Raw genomic sequence first — 20,789 nt, forward strand, 5'->3', positions numbered from 1 at the left:
GATGGGCAGTGCAGAGCATTGGATCGCCTGGCCTCTGGCTTGCCTGAGCGAGTCAAGCCCGGTGCCCGAGAGCGCCTGCTGGTGGGCGCTGGAGTTTTCGCCGCGTGTGGCCTTGCTCGAAGACGCCTTGCTCATGGAGACCAGCATGGTGCAGCGTCTTTGGGGCGGTGCCGAGGTCTTGCTGGCGCGGCTGGACAGTGCTTTTGCCCAGGCCTGTCAGGCCGCTGTGTCCGGCCCGCCGGAGACCGGGGGCGGCGATGCGGCAGTGCAGCCGCTGCGCGGACAGGGCGGCACGGCCTGGCAGGCATTGGCACGGCTGCGGCTGCAGCAGGGCCGGCCTTGCGGCTCCGTCCCTGTTCCTTTGTCCGTGCCTGAGTCATCGCCGCATGCCGATGCGCTGCCGCTATGGACGCTGAGCGCCCTGGAGCAGCACAGCACCGTGCTGCTGCGCCTGGGTTGCCGATGCTGGGGCGATGTGCGCTCACTGCCGCGCGCGGGGCTGTCGCGCCGTATTGGAGCCAAGGCTCTGCGTGCGCTTGACGAGGCCTATGGTCTGTTGCCCCAGCCGCTTGACTGGCTGCAACTGCCTCAGCAATTCGAGCTGCGCCACGACCTGGGTTATCCGGCCCACCATGCAGATGCCGTGCTCCATGCTGCGCAGCCGCTGTTGCGCGCGCTGCAGTCCTGGCTGCAGGCCCGTCATCATGCGGTGCTGGCACTGCAATTGCGCTGGCACTACGATCTGCGCCGTATCGACGGCCAGGAGCTGCCGGCCTGGGAATCGCTTGTCATCCGCACAGCCCAGCCCACGCAGGGCATGGCGCATCTGCAGCGCCTGCTGCGTGAGCACCTGGGCCAGCAGCGCTGGCGCGCACCTGTGGACATGCTGGAGTTGCAGGCGCTGGAGACGGCTGCCTGGGCGGCCGAGCCGCTGAGTTGCCTGCCTGGCGCCCAGGGCCAGAGCCCGTTGGGCAGTCTGGCCTGGCATGAATGGGTGGAGCGCCTGAGCGCCCGCTGGGGCGAGGAGGTCGTGCAGATGGTGCAGCCGCTGGCCGACCACCGCCCCGAGCGCATGCAGCGCTGGCAAGCTGCTGCGCCCTTGCTACAGAGCAAGAATCCGGCTGCGGCAAGAGATGCTACCCAGGCTGGAGCGGGAGCGCAGCTCAGGCAGCAAGGCACGCATCGCGGCCGTCAGCCTGGCTGTGCCGACCCCTGGCAAGCCCTGTGGCCCCCCTGGCTGCTGCCCCAGCCCCAGGCCTTGCCAGTGAAGGGCAATCGTCCCCAATGGCATGGGCCGCTGCAGCTCAGGGCAGGGCCCTACAGGCTGGAGTCCGGCTGGTGGGATGCGGCTGGCGATGCCCAGGCTGCTGCACCGGCCGGCCTCGCCGAGCGTGACTATTTCGTGGCCTATAACGCAGTGGTCGGACATGTCTGGATTTACCGCGAGCGCGTCCGTTGCGAACACCTGATGGGCATGACCGCCAGCCCTGCCAGCTGGTTTGCGCAAGGAATGTATGGCTGAGCAGATCATGGCCGAGCCGCCCGCTCCCGCTCTGCGGCTGGCGGGGCCGCCGCCTGCCGCGATACCGGCCATTCCCGTGGCTCAGGGCATGGGCAGAGGGCCGCTGGCCTATGCCGAGTTGCACTGTCTCTCGCACTTCAGCTTCCTGCGCGGTGCTTCATCGCCTGCAGAGCTGGTGCACCGGGCCAAAAGCCTGGGCTATGCGGCGCTGGCGCTGACCGACGAATGCTCGGTAGCCGGTGCCGTGCGCGCCTTTGAAGCGGCGCGGGACTGCGGCCTGCATCTGATCCATGGCAGCGAATTCGCCTGGGGTCCGCTCAGGATCGTGGTGCTGGTGCGTGATCTGCAGGGCTGGGGCAATCTCTGTGAATTCATTACCGTTGCACGCAGCCGGGCTGCCAAAGGGGAGTATCTGGTCGATGAATCCAGCCCCTGGCAGCTGCTGAATCAAGGCTGCGAGTGCCTGCTGCTGCCGCAGCGCGGGAAGCTGGATGCATCGGATTTGATAGCTGTAACGGCCTGCCTGGAAAGTGTTTCGAGCTATCTTGATGCTGAAAACCTCTGGCTGGGTATGGAGCTGCACCTGGCGCCCGACGACAGCCTGTGGCTGCAGACCCTGCAGCAGGCGGGCGCGGCGCTGGGGCTGCGCTTGCTGGCCTGCGGCGATGTCCATATGCATGCGCGCTCGCGCAAGCCTCTGCAGGATGTGGTCACGGCTATCCGCATGGGACGCACCGTGGCCGAATGCGGCTTTGCGCTGCAGCCCAATGCCGAGCGGCATCTGCGCTCGCGTCTGCGGCTGGCCTCGCTCTACCCCAGAGCCATGCTGGAGGCGACACTGGAGCTGGCCGGGCGCTGCAGCTTCACTCTGGACGAGATCCGCTACCACTATCCTCAAGAGAGCGTGCTGCCCGGCATGACGGCCACGCAGACCCTGGCCTGGCTGACCTGGGAGGGCGCGGCGGGGCGCTATCCCCAGGGCATTCCCGAGAAAGTACACGACCAGTTGCACAAAGAACTGGCGCTGATCGAGGACAAGAAGTACGAGATGTACTTTCTCACCGTGCATGACATCGTGCGCTATGCGCGCAGCGTCGGCATTCTCTGCCAGGGGCGCGGCTCGGCGGCCAATTCTGCGGTCTGCTACTGCCTGGGCATCACCGCGGTAAACCCGCATGGTGGCAATCTGCTGTTCGAGCGCTTTATCAGCAAGGAGCGTAGCGAGCCGCCCGATATCGATGTGGACTTCGAGCATGCCCGGCGCGAAGAGGTCATTCAGTACATCTACGGCAAGTACGGGCGTGACCGCGCCGCGCTCACGGCCGTGGTCAGCTGCTGGCGTAGCCGCAGCGCGCTGCGCGATGTGGGCAAGGCGCTGGGCCTGCCGGCCGATCTGATCGATGCCCTGGCCAAGGGGCAGTATTGGTTCAGCGAGCATGCCCAGGCGCAAGCACAGACGCATGCCGAGGCGGCGGATTCGGCACAGGAAGACCAGGCACCCGAAGCACTGCCCGAAGACTGGGTGCAGCGCAAGCTCCAGGAGGCCGAGGTGCTGGCACGCGAAATGAATTGCGCAGTGGGCATGCATCAGCTGCGCCTCTGGATAGAGCTGGCCTGGCAGCTCAAGGACAGCCCGCGCCACCTCAGCCAGCATGTGGGCGGCTTCGTGCTGACCGAGGGCAAGCTCACACGTCTGGTGCCCGTGGAGCCTGCCACGATGGCCAAGCGCTCCGTCATTCAGTGGGACAAGGACGATCTCGATGTCGTGAACCTGCTCAAGGTCGATGTGCTGGCCCTGGGCATGCTCACCATGTTGCGCAATGCCTTGAACGAGCGCGCCCGCTGGCGCGGCGAGCCATGGGAGCTGCACCAGATTCCACAGGAGGATGCCGCGACCTACGAGATGATTTGCCAGGCCGATACCGTGGGTACTTTCCAGATCGAAAGCCGCGCCCAGATGAGCATGCTGCCGCGCCTGCAGCCGCGCACTTTTTATGACTTGGTGGTCGAGGTTGCCATCGTGCGGCCCGGCCCGATTCAGGGCGGCATGGTCCATCCCTATCTGCTGGCACGCGAGCGTGCACGCCGCAAGCTGCCGCTCAAGCTGGAAAAGCCGGAGCTCGAAAATGCGCTCAAACGCACCTTGGGCGTGCCCATTTTCCAGGAGCAGGTGATGCAGATCGCTATCGATGCTGCCAAGTTTTCGGCCGGCAAGGCTGATGAGCTGCGCCGTTCCATGGCGGCCTGGAAGCGCAAGGGCGGCGTACACAAGTTCGAGCGTCCGTTGATCGACGGTATGGTGGCGCGTGGCTACAAGCTGGAATTCGCTCAGGCCATCTTTGCGCAGATGCTGGGCTTTGGCGAATATGGCTTCCCTGAAAGTCATGCCTACAGCTTTGCGCTGCTGGCCTATGCCAGCGCCTGGCTCAAGCGCCATGAGCCGGCCATCTTTCTGCAGGCGCTGCTCAATGCCCAGCCCATGGGCTTTTATTCGCCGTCTCAACTGGTGCAGGATGCGCGCCGCCATGGCGTGCGCGTGCTGCCGGTCGATGTTTGCCATAGCCACTGGCATTGCACGCTGGAAGGCCCTCTGCAAGCGATGCGCGGCGTGGCCCAGCCTCAGCCGGCCGTACGTCTGGGGCTGAACCGGGTTGCCAGGCTGGGCAAGGCCGCAGCGCTGCGAATCGAGCGCGAAGCTGCGCAGGCTGCCTGGAAGGACGTGAGCGATCTGGCCATCCGGGCCTGGCTGGACAAGGCGGATATGGAAGCCCTGGCTGCGGCGGATGCGCTGCGCAGCCTGGCCGGTCACCGTCGCCAGCAAATGTGGGATGCTGCTGCGCAGGTCAGTCTGCCGCCCATTTTTGCGCAGGCCGCCATTCATGAGCCGAGGCTTGAGTTGCCCCAGGCCGCCGAGGGCGAGGAAATCATGTTTGACTATGCCGCCACCGGCCTGAGCCTGCGACGCCACCCGCTGGCCTTGCTGCGTCCCAGGCTGGCGCGCCATGGGCTGAAGACTGCAGCCGAGCTGCGTCAGATGCTGCCAGGACAGAAGGTACGCGCCTGTGGCATCGTTACCGTGCGCCAGCGCCCGCCTACCGCCAACGGCACGCTGTTCATCACGCTCGAAGACGAAACCGGCGTCATCAACTTGGTGGTTTGGAGCCAGACCTTTGCCCGCTGGCGCTCTGCGTTGCTCGCTTCGCGTCTGCTGGCCGTGGAGGGCGTCTGGCAGCGCAGCACGGCCCCGCAACTGGATGCGTCGGAATCAGCAGGGGATATGCCTGAGGCCCGGACCGGGCAGGAACCTGCGGTTCGCCATCTGGTCGTGATGAAGGCCAGGAATGTGACCCGCTGGCTGGGGCGGTTTGCCGAGGTCGGGCTGAACAGCCGCGATTTTCATTGAGCCCGCCGAGACCGGTGTGCGCTGGCCGCTGCGAATTCAGGGCGCGGCCGGCAGCTTGGCATGTTGCAGCGCATGTTCAATGAGCTTTTCCACGGCCCGGCTGCCCGGTACGGTCGAATGCACCAGTGCTATGCCCACATGAAATCCGGGCGGGTTGTCCAACAGGGACAGGCATTTCACGCCGCGTGGCTGAACAAGGTGCGATACGCCTGCGACCAGCCCCACGCCCAGGCCGGAGGCCACCAGGCTCATGATGGTCTGCACCTGCATGGCCTCCTGGGCGATGCGGGGGGTGAAGCCCGATTGCTGGCAGCGTAGCTTGGCCAGCGCGGCGAGGCTGGGTACCGTGTCCTGTGGATACATCACAAAAGGTTCGTGCGCTGCCTCGGACAGAGCGATTGCGTCGCGCTGCGCCAGGGGGCTGCTGTCCGAGACGGCCAGCACGAACTCGTCCTGATCCAGCGGCGTGAGTTCGATACCTTCGTCAAGCTCCAGCACGGGGTAGCGCAGCAGGCCGGCATCAAAGCGCCGGGTTGTCAGCCCTTCCAGGATTTCGGCACTGGTCGCCTCATAGAACTCCAGTCCCACCTTGGGGTAGCGGTCGCGAAACGATGGGATCAGGCGCGGCAGCAGTTCGTAGGTGGCCGAGCCGACAAAGCCCAGCCGTATCAGGCCGCCCACACCTTCCCTGGTATCGCGTACAGCCTGGCGACATTGCTCGGCATGAAACAGGGTGGCGCGTGCGCTCTCCAGCATGGCCTTGCCGGCAGGCGTCAGCACGACGCCGGTGCTGGTGCGATCGAACAGGGCACTGCCCAACTCCTCCTCCAGCTTGCGAATCGAGATGGACAGCGGCGGCTGAGCCATATGCAACTGCTCTGCGGCACGGTGGAAGTTGCCGGTTTCGGCCAGAGCGATGAACTGGTTCAGTTGCTTCAGGTTCATTGATATTCAATGGATATCAGAAATGAAATTTTTAATATTAGACATTAATTTTGCGCCTGCCTAAAGTGAGCTCACAAGAAAAACACGGCAGCAATTCCGTATCAGGAGACAAACTTGAAGCAAGCACGCAGATACCTGCTGGCGGCCTTGCTGGGCTACGGCCTGCTCGCCGCAGGCATGCCCGCCATGGCTCAGTCCCAGGCCTTCCCTTCCAAGCCGATCAAGCTCATCGTGCCCTTTGGTCCGGGCAGCGGCACCGACACCTCGGCACGCTATTTCGGGCGCAAGCTTCAGGAGCTCACAGGCCAGCCCGTGGTCGTGGAAAACAAGGCAGGAGCCAACGGCTTCATCGCCGTCAAGCAGGTGTTGTCGGCGCCCGCCGATGGCTATACCGTGTTCATCGGCAGCAATTCAACGCTGGCGGTCAATGCAGCGCTGTTCAGGCATCTGCCCTACGATCCCTTAACGGACTTTGCGCCGTTGACCATGATGATGCGCTCGCCGGCCATGCTGGCCGTCGCGCCCCAAGCGGCCTACTCCGATCTGAAGGGCCTGATCAGCCATGCCAGGGCCAACCCGGGGAAGGTGAATTTCGGGGCCGGCTCTGCAGGCTATCAGCTGATGGGAGAGCTGCTCAACGACGCTGCCAGGATCGAAACTGTGCATGTGCCGTTCAAGGGCGCAGGGGAGACCACCACGGCCGTCGCTTCAGGGACGGTGGACTACACCTTCGCGGAAGTTACGGCAGTGCAGGAACTGGCCCGGGGAGGGCGCGTCAAGATCCTGGCGGTGGCCTCCGACAAGCGCGTGAGTACCTCCCAGGAGATACCCACGGCCACCGAGGCCGGTCTGCCCGGATTCGAGGCCTACACCTGGGTGGGTGCCATGGTGAGCGCCAAGACACCGGTCGCAGAGACTGCCAGGCTCGCCGAGCTTTTCACCGCCATCTCGAAGATGGATGAAACCCGTGCCTTCTACGAGCGTCTGGGGGCCATTCCCATGACCGGTGGCCCGGCACAGATGCATGAATTCCAGAAAAACGAAATCGCGCTGTGGAAGCGCATCGTCGTCAAGGCCAAGGTTCCCCTGCAATGAAAGCCAGCGACAGCCGGCCGGCACAGGCGCTGCAGCACATCAAGGTGCTCGATCTTTCGCGGGTATTGGCGGGCCCGTGGGCGGCACAGACCCTGGGTGATCTGGGGGCCGAGGTGATCAAGGTGGAAAGACCCGGCAGCGGTGACGACACGCGTGCCTGGGGCCCGCCCCACGTGACAGACCCCGAAGGCCTGCCGACGGGGGAGTCGGCCTACTATATGTGCACCAATCGCAACAAGCAGTCGATTTCCGTGGACTTCACCCGCGGCGAAGGCCGGGAGATCGTGCGCCAGCTGGCGGCCCGATGCGATGTGCTGATCGAGAACTTCAAGACTGGCGGCCTGGCGCAGTACGGGCTTGATTACGCGAGCCTCAGTGCCCTGAATCCCCGCCTGGTCTACTGCTCGGTCACGGGCTTTGGCCAGGATGGTCCCTATGCGCATCGTGCGGGCTATGACTTTCTGATCCAGGGCATGGGGGGGTTGATGAGTATTTCGGGCCATGCCGATGGCCAGCCCGGAGGCGGCCCCATGAAGGTCGGCGTGGCGCTGACCGACATCCTCACCGGGCTTTATGCCAGCACGGCGATTCTGGCGGCCCTGCAGGCCCGCGAGCATACGGGGCGCGGCCAGCACATAGATCTGGCTTTGCTCGATGTCGGCGTGGCCTGTCTGGCCAACCAGAGCATGAACTATCTGTACGGGGACCAGGTGCCGCAGCGCATGGGCAACGCGCATCCGAACACGGTGCCCTACCAGGAGTTCCCGACCGAAGACGGCCACATGATCCTGGCTGTGGGCAATGACGGCCAGTTTGCCCGTTTCTGCCATGCGGCAGGCAGGAGCGAATGGGCCGAGGACGAGCGCTTCTGCAGCAATGCGGCGCGGCTGGCCCATAGAGCCGAGCTGGTGGAGATGATCCGCCGCGTGACGCTCACGCGCAGCACCAGGGCCTGGGTGCAACTGCTGGAGCAACATGCCGTGCCTTGCGGCCCCATCAACACGGTGCGTGAAGTGTTCGAGGATCCGCAGGTCAGGGCTCGCGGCATGCAGATCGCCATGACACATCCCAAGGCAGGCCAGGTACCGCTGGTCGCCAGTCCCATCCGTCTGTCGGACACACCGGTGACGTACCGCCATGCACCGCCTCAGCTGGGTCAGCACACACGGGAACTCCTGGAGCGCCATCTGGGCCTGTCTGTCCAGCAAATGCAGGCCTATCAGGACAGTGGGGTATTGGGATGAGCAGCCAGGAGTCGTTAAAGCACACGCGCATCGCGGGCCAGGACCAAGCCCAGGGGGCCTTGTCAGGGGTGCGGGTGCTGGATCTTTCCAGCGTGATTTTCGGCCCCATGGCCAGCCAAGTGCTGGCCGACTACGGCGCCGAGGTGATCAAGATCGAGCCGCCGGAAGGCGACTCCACGCGCCACACCGGCCCGGCGCTGGAGCCTGGCATGGCGGCAATGTTCATGGGCTCCAACCGCAGCAAGAAAAGTGTGGTGCTGGACCTCAAGCAAGCGCAGGCGCAGGCCGCGCTGCATGCGCTGTTGCAGGGCGCCGATGTGCTCATGCACAGCATGCGCCCGCAAAAGCTGGCCAGGCTAGGGCTCGATCCGGACAGCCTGCGCAAGCAATACCCGCGCCTTATCTATGTGGGCCTGCACGGTTTTGGCGAAGACGGTCCCTATGCCGGGCAGCCTGCATATGACGACGTAATCCAGGGCATGAGTGGCCTGGCCGATCTCATGCAGCGCCAGACGGGCGAGGCCCGCTATCTGCCCACGATTGCGGCCGACAAGACCTGCGCTTTGGTAGCGGCGCATGCGGTGCTGGCGGCGCTCTACCAGCGTGAGCGCAGGGGCGAGGGCAGTTATGTGGAAGTGCCCATGTACGAAACCATGGCGGGCTTCAACCTGGTGGAGCATTTCTACGGCATGCACTTCACACCCGCGCAGAGTGGCGCAGGCTATCCGCGCGTGATGGCGCCCTGGCGCAAGCCCTACAGGACGCTGGACGGCCATGTCTGCCTGATGCCATACACCGATGCGCACTGGCGCCGCTTCTTTGCGGCCGTCGGTCAGCCGCAGCTGGCACAGGACCAGCGCTTTGCCACCCAGGCGATGCGCACCCGCCACATCGCCGAGCTGCTGGAGACGATGAGCGGCTACGTGGCACAAAAGGACACTGCCTATTGGCTGGCCAGCTGCGAAGAGCTGGAGATTCCAGCAGCCCCGGTCACTCGCATCGACGATCTGCCCCATGACCCGCACTTGCAGGCCACCGGCTTTTTTGTCGAGAAGAAGGATGCCGCGATGGGGGTTGTGAAATTTCCGCGTTCGTCCGTGCGCATCAACGGCACCCAGCCACCCATAGGCATGCCTCCGCGCCTGGGCGAGCACACACAGGCATTGCTGCGCGAGGCAGGCTGGGACGACGCGCGCATTGCGGCCTTGCAGTCGAAGGACTGCTGAACAAACAGCATGAAGCGGAGACAGAATGAGCGTGAGCAATTTGATTTCTTCTACTGAAAACCGTGCCGCGGCGCTGGCAGACACGCCGCGCATGGGCCAGGGTTTTGTCTGGCAGGACCTGCGGGTAGGCCAGCAACTGCGCACCTTTCGCCGTACGGTGACCGAGACCGATCTGGTCAACTTCATCAACACCACGGGCATGCTCGAGGCGATCTTCATCGAGGACGGCTACGACGGCGGTGCCATTCAGGGCCGCCCGGTGCCGGGCGCGCTCACCTATACCTTGATCGAAGGCTTCATCCTGCAAAGCATGATCCAGGGCACGGGCCTGGCCATGCTTGAGCTGCACCAGAAGATTCTGGCTCCCGTGGTGGTGGGCGACACCATTGAGGCGCTGGTCGAAGTGATCGACATCAAGCCAACGAGCAAAGGCGGTCGCGCGGTGGTGAGTTCGCGGATCGAGGTCTACAACCAGCGTCGCCAGCAGGTGATGGTCTATACCGCCGTGCGCCTGCTGGCCGGCCGCGGAGCTTAGGTCCGCGCTGCAGCGGATGCCTTTGCACCGGTGCGCACATCCCTGTGCGCCGAGATGAGAAAACTACAGGAGACACAAGATGAGTTATCGATTTTCACGTCGGTCCTCGCTGCTCGCCGTTGCCGCGTCGGCCGCTGCCGCGCTGGCCGTTTGCGGTGCGGTGCAGGCACAGGACAACTGGCCCAGCAAGCCGATCACGCTGATCGTCCCTTTCCCGCCCGGCGGTCCCACGGACATGGTGGCACGGGTGCTGGCGCAGCAGGTAGGCCAGCAACTAGGGCAGTCGGTCATCGTGGACAACCGGCCAGGTGCCAACGGCAACATTGGCAATGCGCTGGTGGCAAAGGCGCCGGCCGACGGCTACACCGTGCTCTACAACACCTCATCGATTGCACTGAGCCCCTCGCTCTACAAAAAGCAGAGCTATGACGTGAGCCGGGACCTGCGCCCCGTAGCCTTGACGGCGGTGGTGCCACTGGGGCTTGTCGTCAATCCCAAGGTACCTGTCAACACCGTGCAGGAGCTTGTGAAGTACGCCCAGGACCACAAAGGCAAGCTCTCCTACGGTTCGGCGGGCAACGGCAATGTCACGCACCTGGCGGCTTTTCAGGTGGTGCAGCACTACAACATGGATGCAAGCCATGTGCCCTACAAAGGCAGCGCCCCTGCCGACGTGGATCTGGTGGCTGGCCAGATCGATTTCATGACCGACACCATCAATTCGGTGGCACCTTTCATCAAGGACGGCAAGCTCCGGCTGCTGGCCGTCAGCACGGCCGGACGGATTCCCAATTTCCCCAAGGCGCCTACGCTGGCCGAAAGCGGCATGACCGGGTTCGAGGCTGGAGCCTGGCAAGGCGTGATGGTGCCCGCCAAAACGCCCGATGCGATTGTGGAGCGCCTGAATGCCGAGCTGATGAAGGCCCTCAGGAACCCCGGGGTGCTGGAGAAGCTGCGCGTGCAGGGCACCGAGCCGCTGGGATCCACGCCCAAGGCCTACGGCGAATACATACAGAGCGAAATCAAGCGCTGGGCAGGCGTTGTCAAAAGCACGGGCGTGTCCCTGGACTGAGAGAAAGCAAGACGATGACCATTCTCGATGGACTGAGCCTGACAGGCATCCCGCCGGAAGGCGAGGCACTGCGCGCCGAGGTGCGTGCTTTTCTGCAAGCCGCGGTCAAAGACATTCCTGCGCATGTCCGCGCCAAATCATGGAGCGGATATGACCCGGTCCTCAGCCGCAAGCTGGGCGAAAAGGGCTGGATCGGCATGACCTTGCCCAAGGCTTATGGCGGAGGCGAGCGCAGCGCGTTCGCCCGCTATGTGCTGGTGGAGGAATGCCTGAACTTCGGTGCGCCTGTGGGTTCGCACTGGATTGCCGATCGTCAGAGTGCACCGCTGATCCTCAAATACGGTACGGAAGCGCAAAAGCAGTTCTACATTCCAAGAGTCTGCCGGGGCGAAGTATTTTTCTGTATTGGCATGAGCGAGCCCAATGCGGGATCGGATCTGGCAAGTGTGAGGACTAGAGCGGTTCCCAACGAGCAGGGTTTCCTGCTCAATGGCCAGAAGATCTGGACCACCAACGCGCATCACTGTCAGTACATGATTGCCCTGGTGCGAACCTCAGGCAGTGCCGAGGACCGTCACAAGGGCTTGTCGCAAGTCATCGTGGACCTGACATTGCCTGGTGTGACGGTGCGTCCCATCCAGGATCTATCGGGTGACAGCCATTTCTGCGAGGTCTTTTTCGAGAATGTGCAGCTGTCTGCCGATGCGCTGATCGGTGCCGAAGGTCAGGGCTGGGAACAGGTTACCGCCGAACTCGCTTTCGAGCGCAGCGGCCCGGAGCGGTTGTTCTCCAGCATCGTGCTGTTCGATCAATGGCTGCAATACGCACGCACGCCGCAGGGGCGCACCGAGTCCGGCATGCGGCTTGCGGGCAAGGTGCTGACGCAACTGGCACCGCTGCGCGCGATGTCGGTATCCGTGCAGCAGAAGCTGACCCAGGGAGCAAGTCCTGTCGTCGAAGCCGCGCTGGTCAAGGAGCTGGGCACAACACTGGAGCAGATGATCCCGGCAGCCATTGCCGAGGAGCTGTTTGCCCGGCCGGCCGAAGATGTACCGGTGGAGCTGCTGCTGACGCTCAAGTACGTCACCGAAGCTTCTCCCTCGTTTTCCTTGCGCGGTGGCACTCGTGACATTCTGCGCGGCATGATCGCCCGTGGCCTGGGTTTGCGCTGATCGGAGACAAGTTCATGAGCAATAACGATTTGTTTGCAGATGCAGCGCGCAAGGTGCTGGCAGACTGGTGCACCCCTCAGGTGATTCGCGAGATCGAGAGCGCTGGCAGCCGCTCAGCGGCCGTCGCCCGGCTGTGGCAGCAACTGGAGGAAACCGGCTTGGCCGATGCCTTGCTGGCCGAAGAAGAGGGCGGTGCCGGTCTGGGCCTGGGCGAGATATTTGGCGTGCTGGAGCAATGTGGAGCCCACGCCCTGCCTCTGCCTCTGGGAGAGACCATGCTGGCGCGGGCCATGCTGGCGCAGGCGCATATGGCCTGCCCGGCCGGCAGCATTGCGCTGGCGCAGGGCGCGATGCAGGCAGATGGCGGTTTGCATTGCGCGCTGGTGCGAGGCGGGCAGGTCACGGACTCGGTGCTGGTGCAAGTGCAAGAAGAAGCCGGGGTCTGGTATCTGCTGAGCGTGGCACAGGCTGAGCTTGCGCCGCACGCTCTGGCGCTGGACGCGTCGTTGAGCTGGGCACCAGAGCAGCTGCGGGTCGTCGGCATCATCCGGCCCGGGCTGCAGTTCGATGCCCGCAGCCTGCAGGCCGCCGTGGTGGCCGCGCAGATGGCGGGAGCCATGCGTGACGTGTTCCAGCGTAGCTTGCAATATGCGAACGAGCGTCAGCAGTTTGGGCGTGCTATCGGGAAGTTCCAGGCGATCCAGCATCAGCTGGCAGTCATGAGCGAGCATGTTTTTGCGGCCCGCATGGCGGCTCAGCTCGGTTGCAGCGGTGACGGCATCGTGCCTGACAGATTACGTGTGGCCGTTGCCAAGGCACGTTGCAGCGAGGCGGCTTTAGTGGTCACGGAGCTTGCGCATGCGATTCATGGCGCGATTGGCTTCACCGAGGAATATGACCTGCAGCTGTTCACCCGCAGATTGCATGCATGGCGACTGACGGCCGGCAGCGAAGCCTATTGGCAGGCATCGGCCGGGCAGGCCCTGATGTCGCACGAGGGCATGACACTGGATCTGATCCGGCGGATCACCGATGTAGAGGCCCTGGCTTGAAGCCGCTCAACAACTATGGAGACCATGGAACATGGCATTTCTGAACATTGAACGCGATGGCGGTATCTTGACCGTCACCATGAATCAGCCCGAGACACGCAATGCGCTGACCGGCAATACGGCGGTAGCAGAGTTCGTGCAGCTCTGCGCAGATGTGCGTCTGGACGCCAGCGTGAAGGTGCTGATCCTGACCGGCGCCGGCTCTATCTTCAGCTCCGGCGGCAATGTCAAGGACATGAGACGCTATTTCGATGACGCACTCACTCCCGACATGATTCGCGAGGAATATCGCCAGGGCATTCAGCAAATTCCGAATGCTCTCTACCAGCTGGATGTTCCCGTGATCTGCGCGGTCAACGGCCCGGCCATCGGTGCGGGTCTGGATCTGAGCTGCATGTGCGATATCCGGATTGCCTCGGAAAATGCCACGTTCGCGGAGAGCTTTGTTCGTGTGGGCATTGTTCCCGGTGATGGCGGGGCCTGGTTGCTGCCGCGTGTGGTGGGGATGTCGAAGGCCAGCGAAATGGCTTTCACGGGAGAGGCGATCAGTGCAGGTCAGGCATTGGCCTGTGGTCTGGTGAGCCAGGTCGTGCCCCCGAACGAGCTGCTGCCGGCCGCCAGGGCCTTGGCGCTCAAGATTGCCGCCAATCCGGGCGGGGTGACGCGCATGACCAAGCGTCTGCTGCGCGAGGGCCAGAATGCCACGCTGGCTTCACTGCTGGAAATATCGGCCGGCTATCAGGCAATTGCCCATAAAACGGCAGATCATCGTGAAGCCGTGACGGCCTTTGTCGAGAAACGGGCTCCTCGCTTCTCATGAGTTGGCAGGCTTGCGTAGCCAGACCAGGTAACAAAGACAGCAAGGGCGCATTTTGCGCCCTTGCTTGTTGTGGAGAAGGCAGCAGCACCTTGCTTGCTGCGTTGATGCTTCAGGCCGGCCAATTCTGCGACGTAATCCCTGGATAATACCGATTACATCATGTTGCGATTTGCTATAGGCGAATGGCGCGGCAAGCAGCTCGGCCGGGTTGGTCCATTTCATATCAAGAAATGGCCGCTTTGCGGGCCATGTATTTTCTAAGAAATGGATGAAAGCGATGAGATTGACCAAGCTGAACATTGGTGCCCGACTGGGCCTGGGGTTCGCAGTGGTGTTGGCATTTGCCGTGGTGATCACGGTGATCGGCATCTGGCAGCTGCACTCGGTGGGCAAGGCCACGCAGCAAATGATGCAGGAGCCGCTGACCAAGGAGCGCCTGATCAGCGACTGGAACAGCAATGTCAGCGTGGCCGTGGCCCGCACCACGGCCATCGCCAAGAGCAGCGACGCAAGTCTGGTGCAGTTTCTGGCAGCGGACGCGGCCGCCACCACCAAGAGCACAGGCAATGTGCTCAAGCAGATCGAGCCCCTGATCTCCGAGCCTGCGGAGCGAGAGATCATGGACAGGATCATGCAGGTGCGCAAGACCTATCTCGCCAGCCGCGACAAGGTCAGCCAGCTCAAGGCCGACGGCATGGCCGAAGAGGCGGAGTCCACGCTGATCAATAGCTATGTACCGGCCGCCCAGAGCTATCTGAAGCTGCTCGGAGAACTGCTGAATCTGCAGCGCACCAGCCTCGACGCCAAGGCGGCAGAGGTGGAGCAGATCGAGAGCAGCAGCAAGACATATTTTCTGGTTCTGGCCTTGCTGGCCCTGGCCATCGGCACCGTCAGCGCCTGGCGTCTGACGCAGGGCATCACCGCTCCTCTCAAGCATGCGGTCGGTGTGGCCCGCCGCGTGGCCGATGGTGATCTGACGGCCCAGATCCATGTGAACAGCAGCGATGAGACCGGGCAGCTCATGCAGGCCTTGCACGATATGAACAGCAACCTGGATAGGCTGGTGGGGCAGGTGCGTCAGGGCACGGACAGCATTGCCACGGCATCCGGCCAGATTGCGGCGGGCAACCATGATCTGTCTGCACGCACGGAAGAGCAGGCCAGTTCTCTGCAGCAGACGGCTGCATCCATGGAGCAGCTGACTTCCACCGTCAAGCAAAACGCCGACAACGCCAGTCAGGCCAATCAGCTGGCACTGTCGGCCTCCGATGTGGCCGTCAAGGGCGGTATGGTGGTGTCGCAGGTGGTGGAGACCATGGGGGCCATCAGCCACTCGTCACGCAAGATTTCCGACATCATCGGCGTGATCGACAGCATTGCCTTTCAGACCAATATCCTGGCGCTGAACGCTGCCGTGGAAGCGGCCCGTGCCGGCGAACAAGGCCGTGGCTTTGCTGTCGTGGCATCGGAAGTGCGTTCCCTGGCCGGCCGCAGCGCAGAAGCAGCCAAGGAAATCAAACTGCTGATCCAGGCGTCGGTGACCAAGGTGGAGGAGGGCAGTGTGCAGGTCGGCCAGGCCGGTCAGACCATGGATGAAATCGTCAGCAGCGTGCAGCGCGTGACGGACATCATGGGCGAGATCACAGCGGCCAGCCATGAGCAGACCAGCGGCATCGAGCAGATCAACCGTGCCGTGGCCGAGATGGATCTGGTGACCCAGCAGAATGCGGCCCTGGTGGAAGAGTCCACGGCTGCAGCCCAATCCATGCAGCAGCAGACAAGCGATCTGTCGCGGATGGTCAGCGTCTTCCGTCTCAAGAGCGTCTGATTCCGTGACGCTGCCGCAGTCCAGGCTGAAAGGCTTGCTGCGGCTGCATCTGCTTTGCTGATCTCCGAGGCATGAAATATGGTGTGGAACACTTCTGCCATATTTCGTCCGATCGGCTGCCTGCCTTCCTTGCAGCGGGCCAGGACTTGATGCTGAGATCGGGCTGTCTGTTGCCTGTTCGTCTTAGCGATTGCGTACCTGGGTCAGCAATTGCTTGCAGTTCACATCGTCGTCTGCTGCAGGCACCGTCAGCGGCACCAGTGCCAGTGCTGCTGGTGCAAAAACTGCAGCTGCTACCGCAGCCCCGGCACGGGCTGCCAAGGGGCCAGGCTCCAGGCCCACATCGGGCTTGGCAAAGCTGCCGCGCACATAGAGCGGCGTGCGCAGTGAGAAGAACTTCCACTTCAGCGATTCGGGGACGATGCGCAGATCGAGCTGCTCCTGTGCCAGATTGATCTGGCCCGTGGCCTCGACCACGGCTTCGGTAGTGGCGAGCTTGGCGGTGCGTGGCCGGGCTATGCCTTGCTGAACATTGAGGTCGGCCACGGCGCAGCGCAGTTGCACTTCCTTGTCGTTGCCAAACAGCTTGGCGATGACGATTGAGCCGACGTTCAGCCCTGCCAGGTCCAACAGTTGCGCGCTGAAAGTGCCATCGCGCACATACAGCCGCAGCGAGCCATTGCCTGTGCCCAGCCACTGGGCCAGTGACTCGCCCTGCCCGGTGAGGGCAATGGCGCCATCGAGCTGGCCCAGGCTTTTCTTCATCTTTTCGATCTTGGGAAACAGCGCGGAGAGCTTGATCGACTGCACCTGTCCATTGAGCTTGGCGGTTACCGGCTTGGCATGGCTGTCCACGCGGGCGTCGATATTCAGCGTGCCTTCGGCGAGACCGAACTTCAGCGGCGACAGGGTGAGCTTGCCGTTGTCCAGCAGAGCGTGCACGCTGAGATTCTCTATGGGCAGGGCTTCCGGGCGCAGGATATGGTTGCTTTCATAGCGCAGATCGAGATCCATCTTGTCCCAGTTCTCGGTCTGGAAACGGACCTGCGGCAGTACCCTGCCGTTGACGGGCTGGGGCTTGCCGGAGCTGCCGGAAGGCGCTGCGCCGATGACCGGACCCAGATCCACCAGCCGCAGTTGTTTGGAGCGCAGCTGCGCTGTCAGCTTGGGCCGGGGCTGGGCCGAGCGGTACTGGAGATCGCCGCTCAGATCGCTCTGCCCCAGCTTGCCCTGAAATTTTTCGTACTGCCAGACGGCCTTGCCTGGCTGAAGGCTGCCGATCAGGTGGCCGCTGGTCTCGAATGGGGGCGTGGCGGGCAGCAGCAGGCCGGTGAGCTCAAACAGGTCGGCCATGCTCTTGCCGAGAACCTTCACTTGAAAGTCCAGGCCGTCCAGAGTCTTGGGGTTGTCGAGAAACCCTTCAGCGAAGGCTTGCAGACTACCGACCTTGGCCGAGATGCGCAGTGGAAAACGCAGCCTATCCTGGCGCAGATCAAGTACCTGCCCGGCCAGACCCTGGGCCTGAATCTGCGCGCGGTTCTTGCCCTGATGCAGATAGCCAGTGAGGCCGAAGCGCATGCCATAAGGCTGGTCAGCGCTGACCGGTCTGCGCAGCGTGTCGATACGGGCGCGCACAGCCATGTTCTTGATGGCGTCGGACCAACCCAGCACACCATCGCTGATGCGCAACTGGCCTATGTCAAAGCTCCACTTGGGGCCGCTGCTGGCGGGCTTGTCAAACGTCCAGTTGTTCTCGCCCTTGTCATTGCGGGCCAGCACCATGTCGGGAGCCTGCAGCAGCAAGGAGTCGAGCTGAACATGACGGGCCAATAGCGGCCAAAGGCGCAGACTGGCCGTGGCATTCGCGGCGGTGATCATGGTGCGGGCATCGCGCTCGGGCGGTTGCTGGCCGGCATCGGCTATGGCGTCGTCGTCATCTGCGGCCGTCTTTTTCTCGTTCGCTGTCTGGCCTGGCCCGGGCAGGCGACCGGTGTTGAGTTCCTTGGGCGTCGCAGGCAGCACCGGCTGCTTGTCATCGGCTTTTTCAGGTGCCTGTTGAACCAGCCAGCCCTGGGGCTGCGAAAGCGTCAGATCGTTGGCATGTACCACCACGCCGGGCACCCAGTGACGCCAGCCCGTATCGAGAGGCTGTGGCCAGGTCCACTGCAGCTGCAGATCGCCATTGATGGCGAATTCACGGCCTGTGGAACTGCTGACTTTTTCATTGATCCATGGCCTGAGCCTGTTCCAGTCCATGAAGGCAATCAGCAGTGCCGCCGCCAGAATCAAAGCCAGCAGCAGCGCCATCGCAATGGCCGCCCAGCGCAGCCAGCGAGGTGTCAGGCGCGAATGTGCAGGAGTGGATTCAGGGGCTGAAGTACTGGTGGTGTCGACCATGCTGTTGCATCCTTTTTGCCACATGCTATTACGCATAGGTGAAATGCCTCGTCATCCAATTGCCTGATCCAGGTTTGCCCGCATGTGATCAGTTCAGACGTCGCGACCGGTCCGGGATACGGCGTGGCAGCCTGAAGCCTGCTGGTATCACGAGTGCATGCATCTGCAGCAAAGGCTGCGGCGCTTCATGAAGCGCAGCCAAGTGCTGCGCCATTGCGCAAAGGCATCCTCGGCGTTGCGGCGCCTGTGCGTCTCCGGTGCCTGTCGATCCTGCGCAGTCAAACGGCAAGATTGCCGATGGACCAGGAAACACCGGTATCAAAGTTTGCCTTCAATTCATCTGCCGCATTTTCTAGCTCGGTCAGAAACATTTCCATTGCGGCTGCCATCGCGTAGCCGGTTCGCTGATAGGCGCAGCTGTGCAGCAGCGCCCCGGCATCGTGCAGCGCACGCCAGCTCAGACGCTCGGCTGCCACGTCCTCCGCCACATTGTCCGGCAGCATGAAGGCCAGTGCCTGGCCGCTTGCCACCAGGCGACGGGCCATGGGGATGCTGCTGGTTTGCACCAGTGGCTGGGTCCGGCTCAGCGCACCATCGCCCAGGCGTTCCAGCATGCTGCGCAACTCCATGTCGGGAGACATCATGATCAGCGGATAGGCCAGGCAGTCACGCAGACGCAGCAGCCGCGGCCGCACGCGCAGAGGGTGATCCGGAGCCATCACCACTCCAAGGGGCTGGGCCCAGGAGCGCATTTCCTCGACCCCGGCAGGAGGCGTTCTGCGTAGGCAATAGGCCACATCGATCTCGCCCTGCGCCACATGTCGCAGCAGCTCTTCGCCAATGCCGGCACGCACGCTGAAGGTGATATCGGGATAACGCAGATGCATTGCCGCTATCACCTGGGGCACGAGGTATTCGGCTGTTGCGTGGGGAACGCCCACGCTCACATGCCCGTGGCGCAAGGCATTCAAGTCTTCGACCTGGGCCAGGGCATTGTCAAAGTCGCGCTGGCTGCGCCTGACGGCTGCCAGCACGATCTCGCCGGCCACCGTGAGCTGCATGCCTCTGGGCAGCCGGTCGAACAGAGGCTGACCCACCTGCGCTTCGAGATTGAGGATCTGCTGGTTCACCGCTGCAGCGGTCAGATGCAGCGTTGCCGAGGCCTTGCGGACCGAACCTCGGCGCGCCACCTCGTCAAAGCATCGAAAAGCCTGGGAAATTGCTGGCATGTCCTGAGTGTAAATTTTTTTCTGACACCTCTTAAAAAACAAACAGCTATTCCTGACGCTGACGAACTTCTAGAGTGACAGCCATCCATCCCTCAAGTCACAGAAAGAACCCCATGGCTACCACCGTTGACCAGGTCACCCAACGCCGACGCGGCACAGGTCTCATCGCTCATGACAGTGCTCTGAGCGCTGGCGGCTATACATTGATCGCCCCCCAGACGGCCGATGGACATGTCTACCTTATAGATATCCACGGTCAGGTGGCTCATGAGTGGAAGCTGCCTGTACGCGCCGGCCGCCATGCGGTCATCCTGCCTAACGGCAACCTCGGCTACAACGGCAACCATCGTGATTCGCCTGATCTCTACGCACCCTGGTCCATGTGGCATGGCGGTGATTTCTACGAGGTCAGGCCCGACGGGGAGGTGGTCTGGCGCTATGAAGACCCGACACACCACCATGACGCACAGTGGTTGCCCAATGGCCATCTGCTCTATGCAGCCTGCGCCCCCGTCCCCCAGGGCTTTGCGGAACGGGTGCCCGGCGGCACTTCGCTTGGTGCTGACGAGCTGATGTACGGCGATGTGATCCGGGAAGTGGACCGCACAGGTCGATTGGTCTGGGAATGGAAGGCCTGGGAGCATCTGGAGCCTGAGGACTTTCCCATTCACCCGGGTTTTGGCCGCTATCACTGGCCTTTGGTCAACGGCCTTGGGCTAGCGGCCGACGGAACGGTGCTCATGAGTCTGCGCACCACCTCGGGAATCATTGGCGTGGACAAGGCCAGCGGCAACGTGAAGCTGCATATCCCGCCTTCGGTGGTCTCGCACCAGCATGCTCCGGTTGCGCTGGCCAACGGCCATGTCCTGACCTTTGACAACGGCAACTTCCGTCAGGGAGCCCATGTGGCTTTCTCGCGTGTGCTGGAGATAGATCCTGTTTCCCACGAGATCGCATGGAGCTACCAGGACGAGATGGTCAACGCCTTCTACACCGCCTTCATGGGCAGCGCGCAGCGGCTTTGGAACGGCAACACGCACATCACGGAGTCCGCCACCGGGCGATTGTTTGAAGTGACGCCGCAGGGCGAGGTGGTCTGGGAGTTCATTCTGCCCTGGTTCGGCGAGTACCCCGATGCCGCTGCACGACGCACAGGCCCGGGGCGCTTGAACACGGTGTTCCAGACATGGCGCTACCAGGCAGAGCAACTGCCCTGGCTGTCCCGTTGATCCATTCCAGTCCCTGCACA

The 20,789-nt window shown here is 63.0% G+C and carries 15 protein-coding genes; 12 read left to right on the forward strand and 3 right to left on the reverse strand.

The annotated features are described in order from the left end of the window. The first annotated feature begins 1 nt into the window (after position 1). The gene (locus tag F3J24_RS00645; RefSeq protein ID WP_167001859.1) at positions 2-1,522 is read left to right on the forward strand and encodes a hypothetical protein; all 1,521 of its coding nucleotides are present in this window, start codon (positions 2-4) and stop codon (positions 1,520-1,522) included. Continuing rightward, entirely contained in the window at positions 1,515-4,925 is a 3,411-nt protein-coding gene (locus tag F3J24_RS00650; protein ID WP_167001861.1) for an error-prone DNA polymerase, read from the forward strand. Before F3J24_RS00645 ends, F3J24_RS00650 begins: the two co-directional genes overlap by 8 nt. A 36-nt stretch (positions 4,926-4,961) precedes the next feature. On the opposite strand, the gene F3J24_RS00655 is transcribed toward F3J24_RS00650, so the two are convergent. Next, complete coding sequence (locus F3J24_RS00655; RefSeq protein ID WP_167001863.1) at positions 4,962-5,870, reverse strand: LysR substrate-binding domain-containing protein; 909 nt, start codon at positions 5,868-5,870, stop codon at positions 4,962-4,964. Between the two features lie 114 nt (positions 5,871-5,984). Between F3J24_RS00655 and F3J24_RS00660 the strand changes: the two genes are divergently transcribed. The 9 genes from F3J24_RS00660 (at position 5,985) to F3J24_RS00700 (ending at position 15,914) form a co-directional block, all read left to right on the forward strand. Further along, positions 5,985-6,965 (forward strand): tripartite tricarboxylate transporter substrate binding protein, encoded by a 981-nt coding sequence (locus tag F3J24_RS00660; RefSeq protein ID WP_167001865.1) that lies wholly within the window; start codon positions 5,985-5,987, stop codon positions 6,963-6,965. Next, the gene (locus F3J24_RS00665; RefSeq protein ID WP_167001867.1) at positions 6,962-8,209 is read left to right on the forward strand and encodes a CaiB/BaiF CoA-transferase family protein; all 1,248 of its coding nucleotides are present in this window, start codon (positions 6,962-6,964) and stop codon (positions 8,207-8,209) included. Before F3J24_RS00660 ends, F3J24_RS00665 begins: the two co-directional genes overlap by 4 nt. Beyond that, entirely contained in the window at positions 8,206-9,435 is a 1,230-nt protein-coding gene (locus F3J24_RS00670; RefSeq protein ID WP_167001869.1) for a CaiB/BaiF CoA-transferase family protein, read from the forward strand. Before F3J24_RS00665 ends, F3J24_RS00670 begins: the two co-directional genes overlap by 4 nt. A gap of 25 nt (positions 9,436-9,460) precedes the next feature. After that, a complete protein-coding gene (locus F3J24_RS00675; RefSeq protein WP_167001871.1) occupies positions 9,461-9,970 on the forward strand; it encodes a MaoC family dehydratase in 510 nt (169 codons plus the stop codon). A gap of 79 nt (positions 9,971-10,049) precedes the next feature. After that, positions 10,050-11,042, forward strand: coding sequence for a tripartite tricarboxylate transporter substrate binding protein (locus tag F3J24_RS00680; protein ID WP_167001873.1), 993 nt, complete (start codon positions 10,050-10,052; stop codon positions 11,040-11,042). A 14-nt stretch (positions 11,043-11,056) separates the two neighbouring features. Then, positions 11,057-12,214 carry an acyl-CoA dehydrogenase family protein gene (locus F3J24_RS00685; protein ID WP_167001875.1) on the forward strand — a complete coding sequence of 386 codons (1,158 nt, stop codon included), beginning with the start codon at positions 11,057-11,059 and terminating at the stop codon, positions 12,212-12,214. A 14-nt stretch (positions 12,215-12,228) separates the two neighbouring features. Continuing rightward, positions 12,229-13,266, forward strand: coding sequence for an acyl-CoA dehydrogenase family protein (locus F3J24_RS00690; RefSeq protein WP_167001877.1), 1,038 nt, complete (start codon positions 12,229-12,231; stop codon positions 13,264-13,266). A gap of 31 nt (positions 13,267-13,297) precedes the next feature. After that, the gene (locus F3J24_RS00695) at positions 13,298-14,086 is read left to right on the forward strand and encodes a crotonase/enoyl-CoA hydratase family protein (protein WP_167001879.1); all 789 of its coding nucleotides are present in this window, start codon (positions 13,298-13,300) and stop codon (positions 14,084-14,086) included. Between the two features lie 277 nt (positions 14,087-14,363). After that, positions 14,364-15,914, forward strand: coding sequence for a methyl-accepting chemotaxis protein (locus F3J24_RS00700; RefSeq protein WP_167001881.1), 1,551 nt, complete (start codon positions 14,364-14,366; stop codon positions 15,912-15,914). A gap of 183 nt (positions 15,915-16,097) precedes the next feature. Here F3J24_RS00700 and F3J24_RS00705 read toward each other — a convergent pair whose 3' ends face one another. Further along, positions 16,098-18,311, reverse strand: coding sequence for an AsmA family protein (locus F3J24_RS00705; RefSeq protein ID WP_167001883.1), 2,214 nt, complete (start codon positions 18,309-18,311; stop codon positions 16,098-16,100). Positions 18,312-18,589: 278 nt separating this feature from the next. Beyond that, the gene (locus F3J24_RS00710) at positions 18,590-19,540 is read right to left on the reverse strand and encodes a LysR family transcriptional regulator (RefSeq protein ID WP_167001885.1); all 951 of its coding nucleotides are present in this window, start codon (positions 19,538-19,540) and stop codon (positions 18,590-18,592) included. 113 nt (positions 19,541-19,653) lie between these two features. Between F3J24_RS00710 and F3J24_RS00715 the strand changes: the two genes are divergently transcribed. Beyond that, positions 19,654-20,769 carry an aryl-sulfate sulfotransferase gene (locus tag F3J24_RS00715; RefSeq protein ID WP_167001887.1) on the forward strand — a complete coding sequence of 372 codons (1,116 nt, stop codon included), beginning with the start codon at positions 19,654-19,656 and terminating at the stop codon, positions 20,767-20,769. Positions 20,770-20,789 lie beyond the last annotated feature (20 nt).

This window comes from Comamonas sp. Tr-654 (assembly GCF_011752915.1).
Taxonomy (GTDB): Bacteria; Pseudomonadota; Gammaproteobacteria; order Burkholderiales; family Burkholderiaceae_C; genus Comamonas.